21 protein-coding genes are annotated in these 22,445 nt (G+C 72.1%); 11 read left to right on the forward strand and 10 right to left on the reverse strand.

The window, feature by feature from the left end:
- Nucleotides 1–47: 47 nt before the first annotated feature.
- Genes ACFYZR_RS25310 through ACFYZR_RS25320 form a run of 3 tightly spaced genes read right to left on the reverse strand, consistent with a single transcriptional unit; the run spans nt 48 to nt 3,308 of the window.
- Nucleotides 48–1,535, reverse strand: coding sequence for a CoA transferase (locus ACFYZR_RS25310; protein WP_391914017.1), 1,488 nt, complete (start codon nt 1,533–1,535; stop codon nt 48–50).
- Between the two features lie 11 nt (nt 1,536–1,546).
- Entirely contained in the window at nt 1,547–2,533 is a 987-nt protein-coding gene (locus ACFYZR_RS25315; protein ID WP_391914019.1) for a 3-hydroxyacyl-CoA dehydrogenase family protein, read from the reverse strand.
- Nucleotides 2,534–2,570: 37 nt separating this feature from the next.
- Nucleotides 2,571–3,308, reverse strand: a complete 738-nt coding sequence (locus ACFYZR_RS25320; RefSeq protein WP_391914021.1) for an acetoacetate decarboxylase — start codon at nt 3,306–3,308, stop codon at nt 2,571–2,573.
- A gap of 106 nt (nt 3,309–3,414) precedes the next feature.
- Here ACFYZR_RS25320 and ACFYZR_RS25325 point away from each other — a divergent pair, with 106 nt between their 5' ends.
- Nucleotides 3,415–4,323 carry a LysR substrate-binding domain-containing protein gene (locus ACFYZR_RS25325; RefSeq protein ID WP_391914023.1) on the forward strand — a complete coding sequence of 303 codons (909 nt, stop codon included), beginning with the start codon at nt 3,415–3,417 and terminating at the stop codon, nt 4,321–4,323.
- A gap of 33 nt (nt 4,324–4,356) precedes the next feature.
- On the opposite strand, the gene ACFYZR_RS25330 is transcribed toward ACFYZR_RS25325, so the two are convergent.
- Nucleotides 4,357–4,662, reverse strand: a complete 306-nt coding sequence (locus tag ACFYZR_RS25330; RefSeq protein WP_391914025.1) for a hypothetical protein — start codon at nt 4,660–4,662, stop codon at nt 4,357–4,359.
- 137 nt (nt 4,663–4,799) lie between these two features.
- Complete coding sequence (locus ACFYZR_RS25335) at nt 4,800–6,311, reverse strand: LCP family protein (RefSeq protein WP_391914027.1); 1,512 nt, start codon at nt 6,309–6,311, stop codon at nt 4,800–4,802.
- A 208-nt stretch (nt 6,312–6,519) separates the two neighbouring features.
- Here ACFYZR_RS25335 and ACFYZR_RS25340 point away from each other — a divergent pair, with 208 nt between their 5' ends.
- On the forward strand, nt 6,520–7,857 hold the full coding sequence (locus ACFYZR_RS25340) for a tetratricopeptide repeat protein (RefSeq protein WP_391914029.1): 1,338 nt from the start codon (nt 6,520–6,522) through the stop codon (nt 7,855–7,857).
- A gap of 84 nt (nt 7,858–7,941) precedes the next feature.
- Nucleotides 7,942–9,384 carry an MFS transporter gene (locus ACFYZR_RS25345; protein WP_391914031.1) on the forward strand — a complete coding sequence of 481 codons (1,443 nt, stop codon included), beginning with the start codon at nt 7,942–7,944 and terminating at the stop codon, nt 9,382–9,384.
- Between the two features lie 104 nt (nt 9,385–9,488).
- Here ACFYZR_RS25345 and ACFYZR_RS25350 read toward each other — a convergent pair whose 3' ends face one another.
- Both ACFYZR_RS25350 and ACFYZR_RS25355 read right to left on the reverse strand, forming a co-directional pair.
- Nucleotides 9,489–10,154 (reverse strand): hypothetical protein, encoded by a 666-nt coding sequence (locus tag ACFYZR_RS25350; protein ID WP_391914033.1) that lies wholly within the window; start codon nt 10,152–10,154, stop codon nt 9,489–9,491.
- Between the two features lie 219 nt (nt 10,155–10,373).
- Entirely contained in the window at nt 10,374–10,988 is a 615-nt protein-coding gene (locus ACFYZR_RS25355) for a maleylpyruvate isomerase family mycothiol-dependent enzyme (RefSeq protein ID WP_391914035.1), read from the reverse strand.
- 71 nt (nt 10,989–11,059) lie between these two features.
- Between ACFYZR_RS25355 and ACFYZR_RS25360 the strand changes: the two genes are divergently transcribed.
- Nucleotides 11,060–11,998 (forward strand): LysR family transcriptional regulator, encoded by a 939-nt coding sequence (locus ACFYZR_RS25360; protein ID WP_391914037.1) that lies wholly within the window; start codon nt 11,060–11,062, stop codon nt 11,996–11,998.
- 110 nt (nt 11,999–12,108) lie between these two features.
- On the opposite strand, the gene ACFYZR_RS25365 is transcribed toward ACFYZR_RS25360, so the two are convergent.
- Nucleotides 12,109–13,662, reverse strand: coding sequence for an MFS transporter (locus ACFYZR_RS25365; RefSeq protein WP_391914039.1), 1,554 nt, complete (start codon nt 13,660–13,662; stop codon nt 12,109–12,111).
- A 95-nt stretch (nt 13,663–13,757) separates the two neighbouring features.
- Here ACFYZR_RS25365 and ACFYZR_RS25370 point away from each other — a divergent pair, with 95 nt between their 5' ends.
- Nucleotides 13,758–14,147 (forward strand): winged helix-turn-helix transcriptional regulator, encoded by a 390-nt coding sequence (locus ACFYZR_RS25370; protein WP_391914041.1) that lies wholly within the window; start codon nt 13,758–13,760, stop codon nt 14,145–14,147.
- Here the strand turns inward: ACFYZR_RS25370 and ACFYZR_RS25375 are convergent.
- The gene (locus ACFYZR_RS25375; protein ID WP_391914043.1) at nt 14,126–15,925 is read right to left on the reverse strand and encodes a TnsA endonuclease N-terminal domain-containing protein; all 1,800 of its coding nucleotides are present in this window, start codon (nt 15,923–15,925) and stop codon (nt 14,126–14,128) included. The genes ACFYZR_RS25370 and ACFYZR_RS25375 overlap by 22 nt on opposite strands.
- A gap of 170 nt (nt 15,926–16,095) precedes the next feature.
- Here ACFYZR_RS25375 and ACFYZR_RS25380 point away from each other — a divergent pair, with 170 nt between their 5' ends.
- From ACFYZR_RS25380 to ACFYZR_RS25395, 4 genes are all read left to right on the forward strand, one after another.
- Nucleotides 16,096–16,746, forward strand: coding sequence for a CatB-related O-acetyltransferase (locus ACFYZR_RS25380; RefSeq protein WP_391914045.1), 651 nt, complete (start codon nt 16,096–16,098; stop codon nt 16,744–16,746).
- Nucleotides 16,747–16,881: 135 nt separating this feature from the next.
- Nucleotides 16,882–17,412 (forward strand): DUF6542 domain-containing protein, encoded by a 531-nt coding sequence (locus ACFYZR_RS25385; protein ID WP_391914047.1) that lies wholly within the window; start codon nt 16,882–16,884, stop codon nt 17,410–17,412.
- Nucleotides 17,405–18,769 (forward strand): LCP family protein, encoded by a 1,365-nt coding sequence (locus ACFYZR_RS25390; protein WP_391914049.1) that lies wholly within the window; start codon nt 17,405–17,407, stop codon nt 18,767–18,769. The genes ACFYZR_RS25385 and ACFYZR_RS25390 overlap by 8 nt, the downstream gene beginning before the upstream one ends.
- Nucleotides 18,770–18,927: 158 nt before the next feature.
- Nucleotides 18,928–20,205 (forward strand): serine hydrolase, encoded by a 1,278-nt coding sequence (locus ACFYZR_RS25395; protein WP_391914051.1) that lies wholly within the window; start codon nt 18,928–18,930, stop codon nt 20,203–20,205.
- On the opposite strand, the gene ACFYZR_RS25400 is transcribed toward ACFYZR_RS25395, so the two are convergent.
- Nucleotides 20,184–21,284, reverse strand: coding sequence for an alkene reductase (locus ACFYZR_RS25400; RefSeq protein WP_391914053.1), 1,101 nt, complete (start codon nt 21,282–21,284; stop codon nt 20,184–20,186). The genes ACFYZR_RS25395 and ACFYZR_RS25400 overlap by 22 nt on opposite strands.
- Before the next feature lie 82 nt (nt 21,285–21,366).
- Between ACFYZR_RS25400 and ACFYZR_RS25405 the strand changes: the two genes are divergently transcribed.
- Complete coding sequence (locus tag ACFYZR_RS25405) at nt 21,367–21,732, forward strand: MerR family transcriptional regulator (RefSeq protein WP_391914055.1); 366 nt, start codon at nt 21,367–21,369, stop codon at nt 21,730–21,732.
- A gap of 63 nt (nt 21,733–21,795) precedes the next feature.
- Entirely contained in the window at nt 21,796–22,425 is a 630-nt protein-coding gene (locus tag ACFYZR_RS25410; RefSeq protein ID WP_391914057.1) for a PadR family transcriptional regulator, read from the forward strand.
- Nucleotides 22,426–22,445 lie beyond the last annotated feature (20 nt).

Here is a 22,445-nt window from a genome sequence, read left to right on the forward strand (position 1 = left end):
GGGGAGGGGGCCGGCGATGGCATCGCCGGCCCCCTGGGGTGCGCCGGTTACCGCGCGAGCCACTCGGGGCGGCCCGAGCCGCGCGGGACGAGGACGGTGCGGAACGCGCCGGGAGTCTCGGACATCACGACCTGGTCCGTGACGCCCTGGTAGCGGCCGCAGGGGGTGTCGGCGGTGAAGGTGTCGGGGTCGAGGTAGGCGTGGCGGTCACCGGTGCCGGCGAGCTCACGGGCGTAGTCCTTGTCCAGGACGCCGAGGCTGAGGATCCACAGGGCGACGCGGGTGAGCGAGACGTGGACGCGGTAGCTGCCGCCCTCGGTGGCCCGCCGGATCAGGGCGGCGATGACGCCGGTGGTGGCGAGCCAGGGGACGAGGTAGTCGTTGACGACCTTGATCGGGGGCAGTGCCGGGTTGTCGTCGGTGCCCTCCAGGTTCATCATGCCCGCGACGCAGCCGGCGGTCTGGTCGAAGCCGACGCGGTTCGCCCAGGGCCCGTGCTGCCCGTGGAGGCTGACGGTGGTGTGGATGATGCCGGGCCGGATCGCGGCGGCCTCCTGCGGGCTGAGACCCATGCGCTCCAGGTAGCCGGCTCGGTGGTTGGCGTAGAAGACGTCGGAGCCGCGCAGTAGTTCGCGCAGGGTGGCCGCGGCCTGCGGGTCGCGGGCGTATTCGAGGGTGGCGGAGCGCACGCCGACCTGAGCGGTGTAGTAGAGGATGTCGTTCTCGAACTGGCCGGGGCGCCAGATGTTGAGGGCGTCGGCGCCGTGCTGGGCCATGGTGCGGCCGATGGCGGCGCCGGCGATGACATGGCCCAGGCCCAGGGCGCGCACACCGTCCAGGGGCTGGGTGGCGCCGGGCGGCAGCGGCTCGGGGTCGCTGTCGCCGATCTTCTCGATCTCGATCAGGGGCAGGTCGGCCAGGACGTCGCGGTACTGGCGGGTGCCGAGGAACTCCCGGGTGCCGCGCAGCATGGGCATGACGACCCCGGCGTCCGCTCCGGCCCGCTCCAGGTCGGCGCCGTCCCAGCGGGAGACGGCGTTCGCGACGGCGAGGGCGTCGTCGGGCGTGCCCAGCAGCTTCAGGGTGCGGGACTTGAGCGCGGGGTAGACGTTCAGGGGCATCACCCAGCGGCCGTCGCCGGCGCGGTAGAAGGACAGGGCGAAGGGGTCGTCGGGGGCGACGACGGGGTAGCCGCCCAGCTTCTCCCACTTCCCGTCGTAGAAGGGGCACAGCCGGTGCGGAGCCTTGCGCAGGTCCATGCCGATGTCCTGGCCGGGGCCGCCGCGGTGCTGCCACAGCTTGGCCAGGGCGACGGACTTGGCGGTCAGGCCCAGGGCGGGGGCGGCGGCCAGCCGCAGGGTGGAGGGGACGACGGGGTCGGCGCCGGTGAAGGAGACCGTGCCGCCCGCGTCCCGCTCGCTCATGCCGACGCCGCCGAGGACGTCGTCGAGCGCGGCGTGGATGTCGAAGTCGTCCCCGGACTCGCCGGTGACCGGCTTGTCGAGCGCGGCCTTGATCTTGTCGGTGAGGTTCATGGTGCTGCCTGTCAGTGCTGGGCGGGCTGTGCTTGGACGGGCTGTGCGTGGGCGGGCTCGGCGAGGGCGCGCATCAGGGCGATCTGGGCGCGGTCGCGGCGGGCGGCGAGTTCACCGACCGGCTCGCGGCCGAACGCCTCCTGCGCCTGTGCGGTGAGCAGGGCGACGGTGGGCTCGTCGAACGACGGCTCGCCCAGGCCGGGCCAGCTCGCCTCCATGGCGCGGCCGAGGTGCCCGAGGAAGTGCGGCAGACCGCCGGGGCCGCCGCCGAGGTGGAAGGTGCGGAAGGGGCCCGCGACCGCCCAGCGCAGCCCGATGGAATCGGTGACGATGTCGTCGAGCTCGGCCTCGGTGACCACGCCTTCGGCCACCAGGTGCACGCATTCGCGGAAGAGCGCGGCCTGGAGGCGGTTGGCGACGAAGCCGGGCACCTCCTTGCGGAGGATCTGGGGCTTCTTGCCCAGCGACGCGTAGAAGTCACGGGCCCGCAGCAGGGTCTCCGCGGAGGTCCGCTCACCCGGGACGATCTCCACCAGCGGGACGAGGTGCGGCGGGTTGAAGGGGTGGCCGACGACCAGGCGTTCCGGCTGCCGCATCGCCGTGGCGATCGCGGTGGCGGGGATGCCGGAGGTCGACGTGGCCAGCAGCGCGTGGGCGGGGGCGGCCTCTTCGACGGTCCGCCAGATCTCCCGCTTGACGTCGAGGCGTTCGGGGCCGTTCTCCTGGACGACGTCGGCCTCCGCGACCGCGGCGGCCAGGTCCGGCTCGAAGCGGAGCCGGTCCGTCAGACGCTCGGTGGGCAGTCCGAGCTCCGCGAGGGCCGGGGCGATCTCCCCGAGCCCGGCCAGGACCTGCTCCGGCGCCTCGGGGCGCGGGTCGCTGACGACGACGTCCAGGCCGTGGGCCAGGAACAGCCCGGCCCAGGAGATCCCGATCACGCCGCCGCCGATGACCGCGACGCGGCCGCGGGGACGCGGGGCTGCTGTATGTGTGTTCATGGTGTGTGCACCCGTTCTTCTCGATCGGGAGGGTTCGTCAGCCCGCCAGGTAGTCGTGGACGACTTCGGCGGGGCTGAGGGTGAGGTCGGTGAGGATGTGGCTGGCGGCGACGACTTCGAGGACCGGCAGGTCCGCGAGCGGCGCCAGCGCGTGGGCGAACAGCTCCAGCCGGGCCGGGCCGCGGAAGGCGCTCTTGACCGTGATGTCGGTGATCTGGGTGCGGACCAGTTCGCAGATGCGCGGCCGGCCGTCGTAGCCGGGCAGCGCCTTGACCATGAAGGTGGGGACGCAGATCTCCGCGCGGGCCTCGTCGAGGTCCATCGGGTGGTGCTTGTAGCCCATGGTGGCGGTGGCCACCCGCAGCGAGCCGTAGTCGAGCGTGCCGACGAGGGTGTCGGAGTCCGTGTAGAGCCTGGGCGACCCGGCCTTCTTCGGGTAGGCGCTCAGCTCCCGGCCACTGGAGATCGCCGGAACGCTGTCGAGGTACATCGCCAGGTTGTACTCGCCGCGCTCACCCGCGTACTCGACGGGGACGACCTGGCCGGCCTCCGTGTAGTCGCCCAGCCCCGTCACATCCGGCATCCGCATGATCTCGAAGCGCACCAGCGGCTCGGGAACCTTCAGCGGCTCGGGGACGACCCGGCGCAGGGCCTCCGGGTCGGTGCGGTAGGTGATGTTGAGGTACTCGCGGTCGGTGAACCGGTACCGGGTGGGGGCGAAAGCGGGTGCGTCCAGCGGAGTGGTGAACAGCCGCGCGACGTCGTTCATGTGCATGGTGGCTTCCTTTCAGGGCCTGGAACCCGGGCCTGGAACCACCTCACTCCTCCGGCACCGATTCTGTCCAATATATGTTTCCTAAGCATTCGATATGGTTGACCATATGGAATTCACGAAACGCCTGCTGGAGCAGTTCCTGGTGCTGGCCGAGGAGAAGCACTTCGGCCGTGCCGCGGAGCGGCTGTCGATGAGCCAGCCCCCGCTCAGTCAGGCGATCCAGCGCCTTGAGCGGGGACTCGGGGTGACGCTGCTGGACCGGGGGCCGGGTGGTGTACGCCTCACCCCGGCGGGAGCCGCCTTCACCGTCGAGGCCCGGCGGCTGCTCGACGCCCAGGCCGCCGCCGTCGAGCGGGTGCGGCGCGTCGCGCACGGCCTGGAGGGCGATGTGCGCGTGGGGTACGTGAGCATCCTCAGCCACCGCCATCTGCCCCGGCTGCTGCGCGCCGCGGCCGACGAGCTGCCCGGCCTGCGCGTCCACCTGCGCCAGGACTCCACGGCCGCGCTCGTGGAGATGATCGGCACCGGGGCCCTGGACCTCGCCTTCCTCCGTGACCCGTCACCCATACCGGACGGCCTCGAAGTCCACGCCCTCTCCGTCGAACGCGCCGTCGCCGCCGTGCCGGACGGGCACCGCCTGGCCAAAGCCGCGTCGATCGCCCTCGCGGACCTGCGCGACGAGGACTTCGTGCTCCTCAGCGCGACGGCCCTGCCCGGGCTCGCCCTCCAGGCCCAACGCGCTTGCCAGGAGGCGGGGTTCACTCCCCGCCGCCGGGCCGAGGCGGACGATCTCAGTGGCCTGGTCGGCTACGTCGCCGCCGGCCTGTGCGTCAGCCTCCTGCCGGAGGACCTGCGCGACTTCGCGGTCCCCGGCATCACCTTCGTGCCGCTCCGGGACTCCTCGCCCTACCTCCGTACGACCGTCGCCGCCGTCCACCGGCCCGACGCGGACGCGGCCGTACGGCGCCTTCTGGGCCTCATCGCCCGGCACCTGCGCCCGGACGACGGTGTGTGAGCGCCGACGGCGGCGTCGGGGCCCGTACCGGCCTCAGCCGTGGCGGCTCCCCGCCGTGCGCGCCGGCTCCTGTTCGCCGGACCGCCTGCCCTCGGCCCATCCCGTGAGGAACGCCGAGACCAACTCGGCCCCGCGCGCGGCGAGATGACGCCGCCGCTCCCAGCGGGAGCGGGGCGGTACGCCGCCCCGGTCGCGCCGTGGATCGAGAGCGAGGGCGGTGAGGCGCCGGCCGGCCCGGGCCAGGTCGGCGAGGATCCGGTCCCGGCGCGGCCCGGCGGGTGTGGCGTGGAGGGCGGTGTACAGTCCCTCGATCTCGGACACGACCGCCCCGAGGCGCACGTCGGTACCACCTGTCGATGTCGTCCTGCCCTGCGCCAATTGCCGCCCCCTTCGTGCGGTCGTGTGCCCGGCGCACAACATTTGCCCAATTGCGCAACTCCGCAATCCTGTCTGGGTGTTCGGCTCCGGTCGCCCGGTCATCCGTAGGACAGGTTGGAGCACACGTCGTCGTCCGCCGACCGGGCGGTGCCGGCCACCTGGGTGGGCACGGCCGTGGGCGCGGGGGCCGGCGTCGTCGGCGCCGGCCCGGCCGGGGCGGCCGCGTACGCCTGGCCCAGGATGACCGTGATGCCGGGTGTGCCGGAGGGGCGCAGTTCGGCTCCGGGGAACAGACGGGCGACGGTCTGCGCGTGGTCGCGCTGCCCGGAGCCGTAGGAGACGACCGTGGCCGCCCCCTGGTGGGAGCGGCTGTTCGCGGTCCCCGTGACGGTGAACCCGCTGCCCTTCAGCATCTCGGCGGCGCGGGCGGCCAGGCCCGGCGTCGTGGTGCCGTTGTGCACGGCCACGTCGATGCCCGAGCCGGACACGGGGGACGGGGTGGCGGTGGTCGGCGCGGGCGGCTTGTCGTCCTGCTTGCCGCGCGCGTTCTGTCCGTCGATGGTGCGGTCGTTCCTGATCGCCTCCCAGAGGGCGTCCGCGTCGGGGTGGACGATCGAGACCCGGTTGCCCTGGTACCGCCAGGGGAGCGTGACGAACTTGGTGTTGTGGAGGTCGACGTCCTTCAACGACATGGCGAAGGAGAGCAGTTTGCGGGCCGAGTCGAGGCCGGGGTCGACCGTCATGGACTTGGTGGCCGCGTCCGCCAGCGGCAGCAGGGTGGTGGGATCGAAACCCTGACCCTTCACCTTCTTGATGAGGCTCGCGACGAACGCCTGCTGCCGCTTGATCCGGCCGATGTCGGAACCGTCCCCTATGCCGTGCCGCAGCCGCACATAGTCCAGCGCCTCCTGGCCGGAGACCGTCCGGGGGCCCTTGGGGAAGATCAGCCGGCCCTTCGAGCCGAGATTGGGGTTGAGGTCGCCCTGGTAGACGTCGTTGGGCAGACAGACGTTCACGCCCCCGACGGCGGACGTCATCTTCGAGAACCCCACGAAGTCCACCACGACGGTGTGGTCGACGCGCAGACCGGTCAGCTTCTCCACCGTGTTCTGCGTACAGGCCGGATTGCCCTTCGCGGTACGCCCCACCGAGAAGGCCGAGTTGAACATCGCATTGCTCTGGGGAGCCGTCCACGTACCGTCGGGGAGCCGGCACGAGGGGATGTCGACCAGGGTGTCGCGGGGGATGGACACCGCGACGGCGTGCTTCTGGTCGCCGTAGACGTGCAGGAGGAAGGCGGTGTCCGAGCGGCCGAAGTCATCGCCTCCGCCGCCCATCCGCGCGTTGTCCCCGGAGCGCGAGTCCGAGCCGATGACCAGGACGTTCTGGCCCCCGAATCCGGCTGCGGGCCGGTTCTTCGACAGGCCCTCCGCGCCGAAGCTGTCGATGTCGCCGTCGAACTCGAAGTAGAGCCAGCCCCCGGCGGCCACCATCAGCACGGCTGTGGACGCCGATATGGCGGTGACGAGCCGCACCCGGCCGCGACGGCGCTCCCGGATACGGATGGCCTGCCGGCTCTGGCGCCGGGGGGCCACCGATGTGCCTGTCATATGTGCGCTTTCGTCCGCGTGGCTACCGGGGAACGGCCGGCTCGCCCCACCCGTCAGTTGTACAGTTGCGCAATGTAGCAAGAGTCGGGGTGGTCGTGGCCTGCGGGTTCAAGGAACCCCCCAAGGGAGGAAGGACGCCTGTGTCCACCGCTCCTGATCGGGGCAGGGATCCCGGCCGGACGGAAGTGACCCGGCGGAAGGACGACGAGTGGCCACGGACCGGCACGCCCACGCGATGACCCACACCGGCGCCGAAGCGGTACGGCACTACGAGAAGGCGCTGGACAGCCTCCTCCTCTTCCGCGAGGAGGCGGCCACGGAGGCCGGGGCGACGCTCGAGGCCTCGCCCCGCTCCGCCATGGGGAACGTCCTCCGGGCCTATCTGGGACTGCTGGGCACGGAGGAGAAGGACGCGGCCGAGGCGGCCACGGCGTTCGCGGCCTACCGGAAGGAGGTACCGGTCGCCGAGTTGACCCCGCGTGAACGCGTCCATGTCGAGGCGGCCTCCTCCTGGCTGGGCGGCGACTTCCACGAGGCCGGCCGCCTCCTCGCCGAGCTCGTCGTCGAGTACCCCAAGGACGCCCTCGCCCTCGCGGTCGGACACCAGACCGACTTCTTCACCGGCAATGCCACGCTGCTGCGCGACCGTATCGGCGGCGCGCTGTCCGCCTGGGACGAGCACGATCCGCACTACGGACTCCTCCAGGGCATGTACGCGTTCGGCCTGGAGGAGGCGGGCCACTACACCCGCGCCGAACACGTGGGCCTGGAAGCCGTCGAACGCAACCCGCGCGACGTATGGGGCATCCACGCCGTGGTGCACTCCTACGAGATGCAGGGCCGGTACGAGGACGGCATCCGCTTCCTCGACACCCGTACGGGCGACTGGTCGACCGGCAACTACCTCACCGTGCACAACTGGTGGCACTACGCCCTCTACGTCCTCGAAACCGGCCGCACCGACGACGTCCTGGCCGTCTACGACGCCGCCCTCCACCACGACGGCTCCGCCGGGGTCGCGATGGAACTCCTGGACGCCGCCGCGCTGCTCTGGCGGCTGTACCTGGCGGGCACCGACACGGGCGGCCGCTGGCCCGCACTGGCCGACGCCTGGGCCGCACGGCACGACGGCCCGTACTACGCCTTCAACGACGTCCACGCCGTCATGGCCTACGTCGGCGCCGACCGCCTGTCCGACGCCGAACGCCTCATCCACGACCGGCGGACCTGGCTGGAAGGGGCCGGCACCGGAGCGGGCGTGTCCAACGTCGCGATGACCGCCGAGATCGGACTCCCGGTCTGCCGCGCCCTCGTGGCGTACGGACGACGACGCTACGCCGACGCCGTCGACGAGCTGCTCCCGCTGCGGCGCCGCTTCCAGGCCTTCGGCGGCAGCCACGCCCAGCGCGACGCCCTCCAGAAGACCCTGGTCGAATCCGCCCTGCGCGCCGGACGCCACGACCTGGCCCGCACCCTGCTGAGCGAACGCGCAGGCCTCCGCCCCCAGTGCCCCTACGACCTCAAGGCCCGCGCCCGCCTCGGCTGACATCTGCGCCGAACCGGTGAACCCGGCACCCCGTGTGTGCGCCCGGCCGCACGTTCCCGTCCGCCCGCGCCGACAGTGTTCTCCATGGACGACCGGCCCACGGGATGGAGAACCCGGGTGCTGCGCGAGCGCGCGCGGCCGCGATGGGTGCGGGAGTCGCCCGTCTCCTGGCAGTTGGCGGTGCTGACGGTCTGCTTCGGCGGCTTCATGAGCCAACTGGACGCGAGCATCGTCACCCTCACCTACCCGAGCCTTGAGCGGGAGTTCGGCGAGCGGCTGGCCGCCGTGCAGTGGGTGTCACTGGTGTACATGCTGGTCACGGCGGCGGTGCTGGTCGCGGTCGGCCATGTGTCGGACGTGGTGGGCCGCAAACTGGTCTACCTCTACGGCTTCGCCCTGTTCGCGCTCTCCTCCGCCGCCTGCTCCCTGGCCCCGGACCTGACGGCGCTGGTGTGCTTCCGCGCCGTACAGGCACTGGGGGCGGCGATGCTCGCGGGCAACAGCGTGGCCCTGGTCAGCCTGGTGGCCCCGCGCGAGAAGCTGCGCACCGCGCTGGGCATGCAGGCGGGAGGGCAGGCGCTGGGTTTGGCGGCCGGGCCGACGCTGGGCGGGGTGCTGGTGTCGACTGTGGGCTGGCGCTGGGTGTTCTGGATCAACGTGCCGGTCGGCGTCCTGGCGACGCTGCTCGGCCGCTACCTGCTGCCCCGTACGGTCGAACGGGCCGGCGGCGCCCGCTTCGACCTGCGGGGGACGGCCTGGCTCGCGGTGGCGTCGGCCACGTTGCTCGGCGGGGTCTCGGTGTTCTCCGGCATGCCGCTGCCCGGTTGGTCCGGCGTGGTGCTCCTTACGGTGTCGGCGGCGGCGTCCTGGGGTTTCGCGCGGCGCGAGGCACACGCTCCCGAGCCCTTGGTGCCGCTGTCGCTGCTGGGGGACCGGCGGATCGGATGGGGGCTGGTGGGGGCCCTGGCCGGGTACCTCGTCCTGTTCGGGCCGCTGGTGCTCGTCCCCCTGGTGCTGACGCGGCACGGGGAGAGCGAGATGCGGGCCGGTCTGCTGCTCGGGGCCCTGCCCGCGGCCTTCGCGCTCGCCTCCAACCTTCAGGAGCACCTGCTTCCCCGGCGGTGGGACGGCCGTCGCCGAGCCCTGGCCGGAGCCGCGCTGTCCATGGCGGGGCTGGTGGGACTGGCGTTCGCCTGCCCTGCGGACCGGTGGCTGATCGGCTGGCTCGCCGTGCTGGGCCTGGGGCTCGGCCTGTTCACCCCGTCCAACAACGAAACCCTGATGCGGGCCGTGCCTCGCCGGCTGTCCGGCACGGGCGGCGGCATGGTCAACACGGCCCGGGCCCTGGGTACCGCCCTCGGTATCGCCGTCGTCACCCTCACCCTCGAACTGGACGGCGGCCGCGGCGCGGGATCGGTCCTGCCGCCGCTGCCCGTCCTCACCCTCGCCGCGGCCGCGGCCCTGGCGGGGGCGGCGACGCTGCTGGCGGGGGACGAGGGGTGGCGGATCGACGGCGCCCGGCCATGAGATGAGGGCGGGGGTGCTCCACCGTGTTCGTCACGGCGGAACACCCCCGAGGACTCGCTACCGGCCCGTCAGTCGCGCCTCGGCCAGTGGCGCCTCAGCGCGATTCAGTGCTGCGGGTGCCGGCCGACGCGGTCGAAGCGCTGGTTGTTCGTCCTGACGGACTTGTCGACCGACGTGCTGTTGTCGATCGTGGTGCTCTTGTCGACCGTGGTGCTGACCTGGGACTCCGAGGTCTGCCCGCAACGGTTGTGGTTGGCCTGCTGCACGTTGGAGAGGTCCGCCGTGCCGCCCTTGCCGCCGTTGGCCGTCGCCCCCTGGTGCTGAGCGCCGTTGGTCGAGCCGGAGCCGCCGCTGCCCGTGCCTCCGGCACCGAGGCCGCCCGTGCCGGGTCCGCCCGAGGCGGGGCCACTGGTGCCGCTGCCGCCCGTGGCGTCCGGGCTGCCGCCGCCGAAGACGCTGCCGCCACCGCCGGCCCCGGCCCCACCACCGCTGGCGTCACCGCTGGAGGCGTTGCCTCCCGAGCCGGTGCCTCCCGAGCCGGAGCCGCCCGTCCCGTCACCGCCCACGCCGACACCCAGCAGGTCCTGGGCCTGCCGCACCACCGCGGTTCCTCCGGAGGCGTCGACCAGGCTGGCGTTGTACGGGTTGTTGCAGTAGATGTTCGTGTAACCCTCGCCGTGCCCCGAAGCGGCCGAGGCCGTCCCGCAACCCACTCCGATGGTGGTGATGGCGAGCGTGGCGGCCGCGGCGACCCGCTGGATGATGCCCACAGGATTCCCCTCCAGTCGACGCCGGCGCACGTATGACCGGCGTACTTTCACTTCGAGTTAACTGCCGACCGGAGGAGGGGTGACGGGTTAAATGTGATGCGTCACCTTTACGGCATTCACCCACCCTTCTTGAGGGCATCCATCACCCGGGGCGGCAACGGAAAGTGACGCTCTGTCATCCAGGAGTGGGCGGCCATGCAGGCGCTCGCACAAGGCCGTTCAGTTCAGGGTCACTGTGGCGTGCCCCGCCGGAAGTTCACGCCCGTACGCGAGCAGCAGGAGCTCCTGGGCGGGTCCCGTCAGAGTCCTGCCCGAGCCGTACGACCACTCCAGATCGGTGGCGCGGAGCTCGACGCCTTCGAGCCTCGCCCTGAAGAACCGGAGCGTGCTCGGCTGGACGGTCCGGAACACGATCCGCAGGCGCTCCTCGGGGACCCGGCGGCCGAGCCCGAGGGGGACGGTGATGTCCAGGCCGTGGACCACGTCGTGCCCGAGCGCCGCCGGCAGCCCGCCCACCGGGGGCTTCCAGGGGTGGTGGGCGTTGTCCCGCAGCGCCTGGGCGATCTCGCGCCGCGACAGGGCAGCGGCGTCGCGGCGCGCGAGCCGGTCCGTCATCCTGTGGAGGCTGCCGCCCGCCCGGGCGAGCTCCAGCGCCGTCCTGCCGAACGAGTACCGGAACCCCTGGCTCATGTGGGCGGCGACCTCCCGCACCCGCCACCCCGCGCACAGGGACGGCGCGTTCCACTGGGTCTCAGTCAGGCTGTCGAGGACATCGGCGAGTTCACGCCGCTCCGCCGCTATCGCCGTACGCACATCCACCGTCGCGCTCTCCATGGCCACCAGCCTGATCGAGCGCCCGCCAGAAGTCCAAGAGCCGGTATTTCTCGCCACTAGAATCCCCGCTTATGGAGCTCCGCCAGCTGAAGTACTTCCTCACCGTCGTCGAGGAGGCCAACTTCACCCGCGCCGCCGCCCGTCTCCACCTCGCCCAGCCGGGAGTGAGCGCTCAGATCCGGCAACTGGAACGAGAGCTCGGGCAGGCCCTGCTGGACCGCTCCGGCGGCACCGTGACCACGACCGCCGTGGGCGAGGCGGTCCTCCCCTACGCCCGGGCGGCACTCGCGGCCGTCGAGGGGCTGCGGCAGACGGTCGACGAGTTCACCGGACTCGTACGGGGGCAGGTCACCATAGGACTCGTCTCCGGCGCGGTCGCCGACGGCTTCGACGTGGCCACCGTGCTGGCCGACTTCCACGAGGACCACCCACGGGTCGAGATAGCGCTCACCGAGGACACCTCCGAGCGGATGCTCGCGGCCCTGCGCCTCGGCGAACTCGACCTCGCCGTCGTCGGCCTCGCCGGCGGGGAACCCCTGCCGGGCATCGATCTCCAGGTCGTCGTCGACACCCCGCTGGTCGCCGCCATGGCCCCGGACGATCCGCTGCTCGCACCCGCCGGCCGCGCCGCGCTCCCGCTGAGCGCGCTCGCCGGCCGTTCGCTGATCAGCCTGCCGCGCGGCACGGGCCTGCGCGCGGTGCTCGAACGCGCCTGTGAGCAGGCCGGGTTCAAGCCCCGCATAGCCTTCGAGGGTGCCGCCCCGAAGCTGCTGGCCCGGCTCGCCGCCCGTGGCCTCGGGGTGGCCATCCTCCCCGAGCTGCCGCCCGGGGGCGCCGCGGCGCTGGGCCTGCGCACCCTCCCCATCACCGGCCCTCGCCTCCGTGGCCGGGTCGCCCTCGCCTGGCCGGCGGACGGCCCGGCCGCCCCGGCGGCCAGGGCCCTCCTCGCACGCATGCGGCAGGCCTTTCCGCCGGCGGCGGGGCACGCGTCGGCCTCGGCGCGTGCCTGAGCGCTCCGCTGGAAGTCCGGTAGGTCGTCTGCTGGTGCGTCGTGGCTGGTCGCGCCCACGCGGCGGTAGCCGCATACCGACGCTGTCCCGCGCCCCTTCGGGGCGGCCGCTCAGCCGTCCGTCCCGCGCGGGCGCAGGACGAGGGCCGCGAGCAGGGCGGTGAGGGCGAGCCCCGCGGCGGCGACCGCGGCCACGGCCGTGAACCCGTGGTCGTAGGCGTGCCGGGCGGCCGCCATGACCTGCCGGGCGGCCACCGCTCCGACACGGTCGGCGACGTCCTCGGCCCCGCCGAAGGACTGCCCGGCGCTGGACCGGTCGTCCGGGCCCAGCGCGGGGAGGCCGGGGAGGCCCGTGCGGTAGGCGGCGGCGAGGACCGTGCCGAGCACGGCCACGCCCAGGCCGGCGCCGAGCTCGAAGGACGTCTCCTGGATCGCGGCGGCCTCACCCGACCGTTCGGGGGAGGCGGCGCCCATGATGGAGTCGGCGCCGAGCGTCATCACGACGCCGGCCCCGTAGCCGACGACGAGCATCGTGCCGACGAGGGTGGCGTAGTGGCCGGCGTCGCCGATCAGGGCGAGCAGGGCGAAGGCGGCGGCGCATGCGGTGAGGGCGCCGGTGAGCGACCAGCGGTTGCCCCAGCGCGCCGAGAGCCAGGGCGCGGTCGCGGCTCCCACCGCGTTGGCGGCGGCCAGGGGCACGAGGGCGAGCCCGGCGCCCAGCGGTGAGTAGCCCCCGACCTGCTGGAGCCACTGGGTGAGGAAGAACAGCAGGGCGACGTAGGAGCCGAAACAGCTGATCACGCAGACGGTCGAGGTGGAGAAGCGGCGGTCGTTGAACAGGGCGACGTCCAGGAGCGGTTCGGCCAGGCGCCGCTGACGCCGCACGAAGAGCACCAGCAGGCCGGCGCCGGCCAGGGCGGTGACGACGACGGAGGCGTCGACCGTCAGGTGCTCGCCGGCGCGCTTGAGCGCGAACACGACCCCCGCCAGGCCCACGACCGACAGGGCCACGCTGGCCACGTCCCAGCGGCGTGGCGCGGGGTTCCTCGACTCGGGGACGACACGCGCGCCGACGGCCAGGATGACCAGCACGATGGGGACGTTGACGAGGAAGACGGCTCCCCACCCCCAGCGTTCGGTCACGAGCCCGCCCACCAGCGGACCCACGGTCGCGCCCACGCTGTGCGCCGCGGTCCAGACGCCGATGGCGACGGCCCGCTCCCGGTCGTCGGTGAAGACGACGCGGATCACGGCGACGGTGGACGCCATGATCATCGCGGCGCCGGCCCCGAGCCCAACGCGCGCGGCGATGAGCTGGGGCGTGGTCGCGGAGAACGCGGCACCGGCGGACGCCAGGCCGAAGACCGCGAAACCGCTCAGCACCATGCGCTTGCGGCCGATGCGGTCGCCCAGCGTCCCGCACGTCACGAGCAGGGAGGCCAGCGTCAGGGAGTACACGTCGACGATCCACAGCAGTTCCACCGCGCTGGGATGAAGGTCCCTCGTCATGCTCGGCACGGACACATGGAGCACGGTCAGGTCGATGCCGCAGAGCAGCAGGCTGGTGGAGAGCACGGCCAGGACCGCCCAGCGCCGCGCGGGCGGGAAGGGCTGGTCCACGGCCGTGGGGGGATCCGTACGTGTCGGCGTCTGGCTTCGGGGCATGACGGCACTATGGGCCGCTACTGACGCACAGGACAAGTACGGTCATGAATGTGCCATAGTGCCATTCTGTATACCGAGTTGGGGAGGTGGGCTCCGTGCGGGGCGACATCGAGGACACTCCGGAGTACTGCGACGTCGAGGCGGCGATGGAAGTGCTCGGCGGCCGCTGGAAACTGGCGATCCTCAAGAAACTGCTGGACGGCACCAAGAGGTTCAGCGAGCTCAAGCGCGCGTTGCCGAGGATCACCCAGCGGATGCTCACGCGCCAGTTGCGGGAGCTGGAGGCGGACGGGCTGGTCATACGGACCGTCCACCGTGAGGTGCCGCCGCGCGTGGACTACACGCTCACCGAGACGGGCCGGAGCCTGGACGCCATCGCGAACCAGCTCGACGCCTGGGGGCGCTGGTATCGCGCGACGCGCGGGGAGCGGGGTGACGCGGAGCCGGTGGAGTCCGGCTCGCCTCAGGTGGAGCGCAGCCGGTAGGGGCCCAGCTCCCACGTCCACCGGTGTCGCAGCACCAGCGCCGCGATGTCGAGCGAGGTGAAGGGGATACCGTGCCCGATCTCGCGGATGTCCGGCCAGGTCAGTTCCCTTTCCGTCACGGCGGCCAGCAATCGCCGTTCCAGCTCGGAGTCGACCGTGTGCCGCGCGAGGCCGGCCCGGGTGCGTGAGCCGTCGGTGACCAGGAGACCCCAGCCGCGGCCCGCGCAGTAACCGGCGGCGGCACGGTACTTGGCCTCGTTGATCGCCAATGGGATGGCGTACTGCGGCTTGGCCTCGATCAGCACGGCATGGCCCCGGGTGGTGACGGCCAGGAAGTCCGGGTAGTAGGTGCGCGGGCGGCCCCTGTAGGTGTAGCCGATGGCGAGCGGCTGCTCCTGGTAGTAGGCGATCTGGCGTGCGTGGTCGAGGAGTTGCAGGACCTGCAGCTCGGTCGTCGACTCGTACTGCACCTCGCGCCCCAGCTTGGTGCTGAACCACGACCCGGAATGCTCGCGCGGGTTGACGTCGCGCAGGGCCGACAGCTCCTCCGGGGCGGGAGCCGGGCCCGGGGTGCCGGACCAGTCGGCCGCCGCGGCCAGGTCGGTCCAGCGTGCGGAGGCGCGTGCGGCGCGTGCCTCCAGGTGGTGCCGCTGCCGCTCCTCCTTGCGCCGCTGGGAGTCCAGGGCGCTGATCACGCCGAGCAGCCGTTTGGCCTCGTCGTCGCTCTTGCCGGAGAGACGGGCGAGCAGCAGGCCGGCGGGGTTGAGCGGCGCACCGGGGAAGGAAACGTCAGCCACGGCCCGGAGCCGTTCGGCGCTCTCCGCTTCTCCCGGTGCCCCTTCTCCCGGTGCCCCGTCGTGCAGCAGGAGGCGCAATGCCTCGCGAAGCGCGACGGTGGCCGGATCCCGGCTGCCGAGTATCCTGACGAAGCCCCGTGCCTGGAGCTGACTGACGCGCTGTCGCGTGAGGGAGAACTCCCGCCCTATCGCCGACTGGGTCCGGGGGTCGTGGCCGTCGAGCCCCAGCCGGCGGCACAGGACCGCGTGGGCGCGCACGTCGCGCAACTCGTCGACAGCCGCTGCCGAAAGGTCGTGGAGCACGGTCGTCGCATCGGTGTCACCCTCGGCGACCGCTTCCCAGGACAGGTCGGCCGCCGTGTGGCCGGGGCATTTGGCCTCCAGGAGCCACTCCTCCAGGAGGAGCCGCCCGTGGGCGCGCCACAATCGCGCGGCGACGGGGCGCAGCGCGTCCTCCGTGTACGTCGTCAGTGCCTTGACGGGCTGACGGGCCAGGAACTCGGTCCGCCGCTCCGGCGACAGGCGGTGCGCGGTCGCCTCCTGCCACAACGCCGCTATCGTGTCGGGCTCGCACTGTCGCGGGCGTTCACGCCGGCCGCGTGCCTCCCTGGTCTTCCGGGTGGCCGCCCGCGTCCGCAGGACGTCCGCGAGCCGGGCCCGCCAGTCGTACGTGGCGTTGTACGTGCCGTCGGGCCTGCCCTCGTACGCGCTGTCGTATGTGCCGTCAGCCCTGCTGTCGTACGTGCCGTCTGCCCCGCCGCCGGTGAGCCGCTCGGTCAGCCGGGCCAGAGCCGTCGCCCCGTCCACCGCCTCCTCGGCCGGAACCAGCGACCGGGCGGCCCACCCGATGGAGGCCACGCTCCGCTGATGCCGGGCGGCCAACTCCTCGGCGGTCAGCCCCTCGACGATGCCGGCCACGAGCTTCTCGTACTCCTCCAGGCTCCAGCGCTGCCCTCGCCGTTCCGGTATGTGACCGTCCATCTCCGAGCCCCCCGACGTCGGATCCCGCTTCCCCCGGCGGCCATGGGACGGGCCGCCATGCTGTGAGTATGCCGGGCGGACGGTAAACCGCTGTCCCGGACGACGAAGTGTTTGCGATCATGAAATGGAATCGCCGGCCCGCAACCGCAACTCCTGAGGAATCGCCTGCCATGCCTGTTCCCGCCGATCCGACCGTGCTCCATCCGATGCCTGGCCAGCCGCGGGTGGTGCTGCTCAAGCCGCTGGTGGAGTCCCCGCTGATCGAGGTGGGGGAGTACTCCTACTACGACGACCCGGACGACGCGACCGCGTTCGAGACGCGCAACGTGCTCTACCACTACGGGCCGGAGAAGCTGGTCATCGGCAAGTTCTGCGCCCTGGGCACGGGCGTGCGGTTCATCATGAACGGCGCCAACCACCGTATGGACGGTCCCTCCACCTTCCCCTTCCCGACCATGGGCGGCTCCTGGGCCGAGCACTTCGACCTGCTCACCGGGCTGCCGAACCGAGGGGACACGGTCGTGGGCAACGACGTGTGGTTCGGGTACGGCTCGACAGTGATGCCCGGCGTACGGATCGGACACGGCGCGATCATCGGAGCAGGCTCGGTGGTCACCGCGGACGTGCCCGACTACGGGATCGTCGGCGGCAACCCGGCCCGCCTCATCCGCACCCGCTACAGCGTCGAGGACGTCGCCCGCCTGCTGGCGGTGGCCTGGTGGGACTGGCCCGCCGAGCACATCACCGAGCATGTGCGCACGATCATGTCGGGGAGCGTCGACGACCTGGAGGCGGCCGCCCCGGACATCAGCCCCGTGTGACGCGGGCGCGGGACGCGGCAGGATCGGCTCCGCCAGGGACCTCCGTCAGGGACCTCCACCGGGAACCTCCACCAGGGGCCCGGCACGCTCCCGCATCACTCACACTTGCTATATTGCGCAACTATGCAACCCGGAATGCCCACGGCAGACCACCGGTCCACCCCCTCGCACGACCCGGCCGCGCCGCGCCCCCTCAAGGAAGAGGCGCGGCAGGTGCCGGCCCCCAGGGGCCGGGCGGCGGCCGCGCACGGCAGGAGACGCGGCAGATCGCGGGTGCGGTCCCGCAGGGCGGCCCTGATCGCCGTGGCCGCCCTGGTGCTGCCAGTGGCCGGGATCGCCGTGGACGGGCTGACCGGTTCCGTGCCCGGCCGGGCCTTCGTGGCCGCGGCGGTCGTCGGCGCGGTTCTGGCGGCCATGACCTGCTCACGGGCGGGTGCCTGGTGGGTGGCGTACGCCCCGCCGCTGGTGGTCGCGCCGATCACGGCGGTCGCCGAGGGGCTGGGCGGCGGCACGGCGGACGGCCACGGCAAGGGGACCGTGACCGCGGCGGTGCACTGGGCCGTCGACGCCTTCCCGGCGATGGCGGCGGCCGAGGCCGCCCTCCTCGTCGTGCTGGCCGCGCGATGGATCCGGTCCCGGCGGAGCACGAGGAGGAACAATGCGTGAGGACCAGGGCGCCGCACGGCACGGCGCCGACAGGGCCGGTGGGCGGAGGACGGATGGCCCCGCCCGTGGCAGGTCGGCGGCCCGGCACCGGGGTGGCGGGCGCACTCCCCGCACGGTCGTGGCCACGCGGATCGTCGTCGGCCTCACCTCCGCCGCCGTCCTGGCGACCAGCGGGGTCTCCTGGGCCGCGTACCGCTGGGTCACAGGCGGCCTGAACACCTCCGATGCCCTCGACAGGGTCGGCCGGAACGCGCCGAGACACCTCGACAACTCGGTCAACCTGCTGCTGATAGGCCTCGACTCCCGCAAGGACATGAACGGCAACGACCTGCCGAAGGAATTCGTCCAGGACCAGTTGCACGCGGGATCGAGCGACATCGGCTACTACAACACCAACACCCTGATCCTGATGCACATCCCCGCCGACGGCGGAAAGGTCCAGGCGTTCTCCATCCCCCGCGACGACTACGTCCAGACCCTCAACGGCGACGGCTCGTCCCAGGGACACTTCAAGATCAAGGAGGCGTACTCCAACGCCTACACCGGCGCCCGCGAGCGGCTCTACCGGGACGGCGTGCGCGGCAACGATCTGGAGGCGGGGAGCCGGGAAGCCGGCCGGGAGGCGACCCTGGCCACCGTGCAGAACTTCCTCGGGGTGCCGATCGACCACTTCGCCGAGGTCAACCTGCTGGGCTTCTACGACATCGCCAAGGTGCTCCAGCCGATCCAGGTCTGTCTGAAGCACCCGGTGCGCGACCGCTACTCCGGCGCCGACTTCCCCGCCGGCCTCCAGGAGCTGAACCCCAAACAGGCGCTGGCCTTCGTCCGCCAGCGGCACGGGCTGGACGGCGGCGACCTGGACCGGACCCACCGGCAGCAGGCGTTCCTCTCCTCCGTCACCCACAAGCTCAAGACCCAGGGCGTCTTCGACGACCTGGGCAAGCTGCGGGGCCTGTTCGGGGTGATGAAGAAGGACCTGGTCGTCGACAGCAAACTCTACGTGATCGACTTCGCCCGGCAGGCGGGCAACCTCACCGGAGGCAACGTCGAGTTCAACACCGTGCCGACCGAGGGATCCGCCACGCGCAACCGCGAGGAGGTGGAACTCGTCGACCAGGGCAAGATCCGGGCCCTCGTACAGGCGAAGATCGGCCGGTCCGCCCCGTCCTCGGCGCCGCCGTCTTCCTCACCCCCATCCTCGTCCTCGTCCCCGTCCCCGTCGCAGGGTGGGAGTGGCGGAGGGGCGTCCTCCCCGGGGCCGAGGCCGAGGCCGGGGCCGGGACCGGAGTCGTCGGCGCCGGACGGCGGCTTCGCGGGCGAGTCGGTGAAGGAGGGCGGTATTCCCTGCGTCAACTGACGTGCGCCTCGAGAACGGTCGAGGTCGCCCCCTGAGTCGGGGATCCCCTGAGAGGGCGTCAGGGTCGGGCCCCGGGCCCGGGGTCAGGGGCGTGTCAGGGGCGGATAGGGGGCGTTACCGGATGCCGGGCCCGGCCGGGGGCCGGAATCATGATCGTCATGACTTCGACATTCCTTTCCCGCCGGGCCCTCGTGGGCACCACCCAGGCCCTCGTGGGCGCCGCGCTGACCACCGCTCTCCTCGCCGGCGTCACCGCCCCCGCGGCGTTCGCGGCCACGCGGCCGCCCAAGGCATCCTCGGCGGCCGGGCAGGCGACGCCCGCCGTGCCGCCCCTCGACACGGCGGCCCTGCGCGCGGCCATCTCCGACCTGGAGCACCCCCAGGCGACGGCCGCCCAGCTGAGAGTCAGCGGTAAGGCCGGCCAGTGGTACGGCACGGCGGGCGTGGCGGACATCAGGACGGGCGCGCCGGTCCGGGCGGACGACGCCTTCCGGGCGGGCAGCATCACAAAGGTCTTCGTCGCCACGGTGGTGCTCCAGCTGTCGGCGGAGGGCCGGGTGGACCTGGACAAGCCGATCCAGGACTACCTGCCCGGCCTGCTCCCCAAGAGCTATGCGCCCATCAAGGTCTCGCAGCTTCTCAATCACACCAGCGGCCTGCCGAACGAGAGCGACGCCGGAATTCCGCGGCGGGACACCCCGGAGCAGATCCTGGAGCACCGCTACGACCGGTGGACGCCCAAGAAGATCGTGGCCACCCTGCCCGACGGCCCGATGAAGTTCACGCCGGGCACGAAGCAGGAGTACCGGGGCATGAACTACGTCCTGGCCGCGATGCTGATCGAGAAGGTGACGGGCAAGCCGTACGCCAAGGCGATCGGTGAGCGCGTCCTGCGCCCGGTGGGCCTCCGCCACACTTCTTTCCCGGGCAACGACACGAAGATCCACGGCCCGCACGTCCACGGATACCTGGCGATGGCGGACGGCACGCTGAAGGACGCGACGGACTTCGACCAGTCCGAGGCCTGGGGCGAGGGCGAGCTGATCTCCACGACGGGTGACCTGGACCGCTTCGTCACGGCCCTGTTCACCCCCGGCAAGCTGCTGCCCAAGGCGACGCTGGACAAGATGTTCACGCTGCCGGGCGCCGACGTGCGCATGGTGGACGGCTCCCCGGCCTCCTACAGCATGGGCCTCCAGTCGGTGACGGTGAACGGCGTGACCCTGTGGGGCAAGTCGGGAGAGCGGTACGGCTACAACTCGGCGGTGGTCGCCACGCGGGACCTCCAGCGCAAGGTGGTGTACTCCTGGACCCCCACGCACCGGGACAAGTCCCAGATGGAAATGGTGCTGCGCATAGCGAACGCGGTCACCAAGCCGGCTTCGTCCTCGCCCTCCCCGTCGCCTTCGGCCGGTCAGGCGGTCAACGCGGGGTAGTCGGTGTATCCGGTGGCCCCTCCCACGTACATCGTGTACTTCTCGCGCACCGGGTTGAGGGGCGCTCCGGTGTCCAGACGGGCGACGAGGTCGGGGTTGGCGATGAACGCGCGGCCCAGCGAGATCAGGTCGGCTCCCGAGGCCAGCAGGCGTTCCCCGGCGGCCTGTCCGCCGTCGGCGGGCAGGGGGCCCGGCCATCCCAGATCGGGGTTGGCCATGAGGGTGCCGGGCCACGCGTCGCGGAGAGTCATGAAGAGGGGGTCGGTCGGGTCGGCGAACTCGATGTGCAGGTAGGCCAGACCGGCGTCCGCCTGGGCGTCGACGAGCGCGGGGTAGAGCCGCTCGGTGTCGTCCTCCTCGATGCCGTTGACGGTGTTGGCCGGAGAGATGCGCAGGCCCACCCTGTCGGGGCCTATCGCGTCGGCCACGGCGCGGGTCACCTCCACCGCGAAGCGGATGCGGTTCGCCACTGAGCCGCCGTAGGCGTCCGTGCGGTGGTTGGTGTTGCGCGCCATGAACTGGTGGAGGAGCTGACCGTTGGCCGCGTGCACTTCCACCCCGGCGAAGCCCGCCGCTCTGGCGTTGCGGGCGGCCCGGGCGAAGTCGGCCACGGTGGACCGGATGTCCTGGGCGGTCATCTCACGCGGTACGACGGAGGGCCGGCGGCCGTCGGGGGTGTGGATCGTCTCGGGCAGCGCGACGGGGGAGGGGGCGAGCGGCACCAGCCCGCTGTTGAGCGGGTGGCCGACCCGGCCCCCGTGCTGGAGCTGGAGGAACATCCTTCCGCCGGCCGAGCGCACGGCATCGGTCACCCGTCGCCATCCGGCCACGTGGGCCTCGCTGTGGATCGCGGGGATGTTGGGGTAGGTCCGGCCCACGGCGTTCGGGGTGGTGCCCTCGGCGATGATCAGGCCCGCCGAGGCCCGCTGGGCGTAGTAGGCGGCCATCAGGGCTCCGGGGACACCGTCGGCTCCGGCCCGGTTCCTGGTGAGGGGGGCCATGACCAGGCGGTTGGGCAGATGGAGCGGGCCGAGACGGGTGGGCTGGAAGAGGTCGGGGCGTACGGTCGTCTGCGTCATGCCCGTACGGTAGGAACTGACACCGGTGTCAGGTTCAAGTCCGGGCAGGGGTGCGCCCGGATGCCATGGGGCAGGGGGAAAGATGCGGATAGGGGAACTGGCCGAGCGCACGGGGGTGAGCGAACGCTCGCTGCGCTATTACGAGAAGCAGGGTCTGCTCACCGCCGAGCGCACGCCCGGCGGCCATCGCGAGTTCGGCGAGTGGGCCGTCGACCGGGTCATCCGCGTCCAGGCACTCTTCGCCGCGGGCCTGAACAGCGCGAAGATCGCCGAATTGCTCCCCTGTATGCGTGACGTGGACGGCGGCCCGTCCGCGCGGGCGACCGAACGGCTCGTCGCGGAGCTCGCCAAGGAACGCGAACGGACAGACCGGCTGATCATGGACCTGATCCGCGCCCGAGACGTCCTGGACGAGGCGATCGACCTGGCCTCCAGGTCGCGGGCGTGAGCCGTGTCTCACCGTGCTCGGGCCACTTGCCTATGAAACGAGTTGCATAAGAGGATCCGGCGTATGGCGCTCGAGCACGCGATCCTCGTCTCTTTGCTGGAGAAGCCGGGATCCGGCTATGAGCTCGCCCGGCGTTTCGACCGGTCCATCGGCTACTTCTGGACCGCCACCCATCAGCAGATCTACCGTGTCCTGAAGCGGATGGAGAGCGACGGCTGGGTCGACGTCCATGAGGTGTCACAGCAGGGCAAGCCGGATAAGAAGCATTATTCGGTCGCCCCTGCCGGGCAGGCCGCCCTCTCCGACTGGCTCCACGAGCCCATCGAACCCGAGAGCGTCCGGCACGACCTCGCCGTGAAGATCCGGGGCGCCGCCTTCGACGACCCGACCGCCCTGATCCGCCAGGTCGAGCGGTACCACCAGGCGCACTCCGATCGGCTGACCCACTACCTCGCGGGCGAGCTGCGCGATTTCACCGGGCCCGACGCGCCCACCGAACCCGGACCGGACGAATCCGGATCGGACGAATCCGGGCCGGACGCGATGCGGGAGCTCCAGCACGTCGTGCTGCGCGGCGGCATCGCGTACGAACGGATGACCCTCGCCTGGCTCGACGACGTCCTCGCCACCCTCCACCGCATCCGGGCGGCCCACGCCACCGGAACGCGGACCGGCGAACGCCCCGGCGGCTGACTCCCGGCGCCCGATCCCCG

The sequence above is a fragment of the Streptomyces sp. NPDC001678 genome (genome assembly GCF_042892945.1).
Taxonomy (GTDB): domain Bacteria; phylum Actinomycetota; class Actinomycetes; order Streptomycetales; family Streptomycetaceae; genus Streptomyces.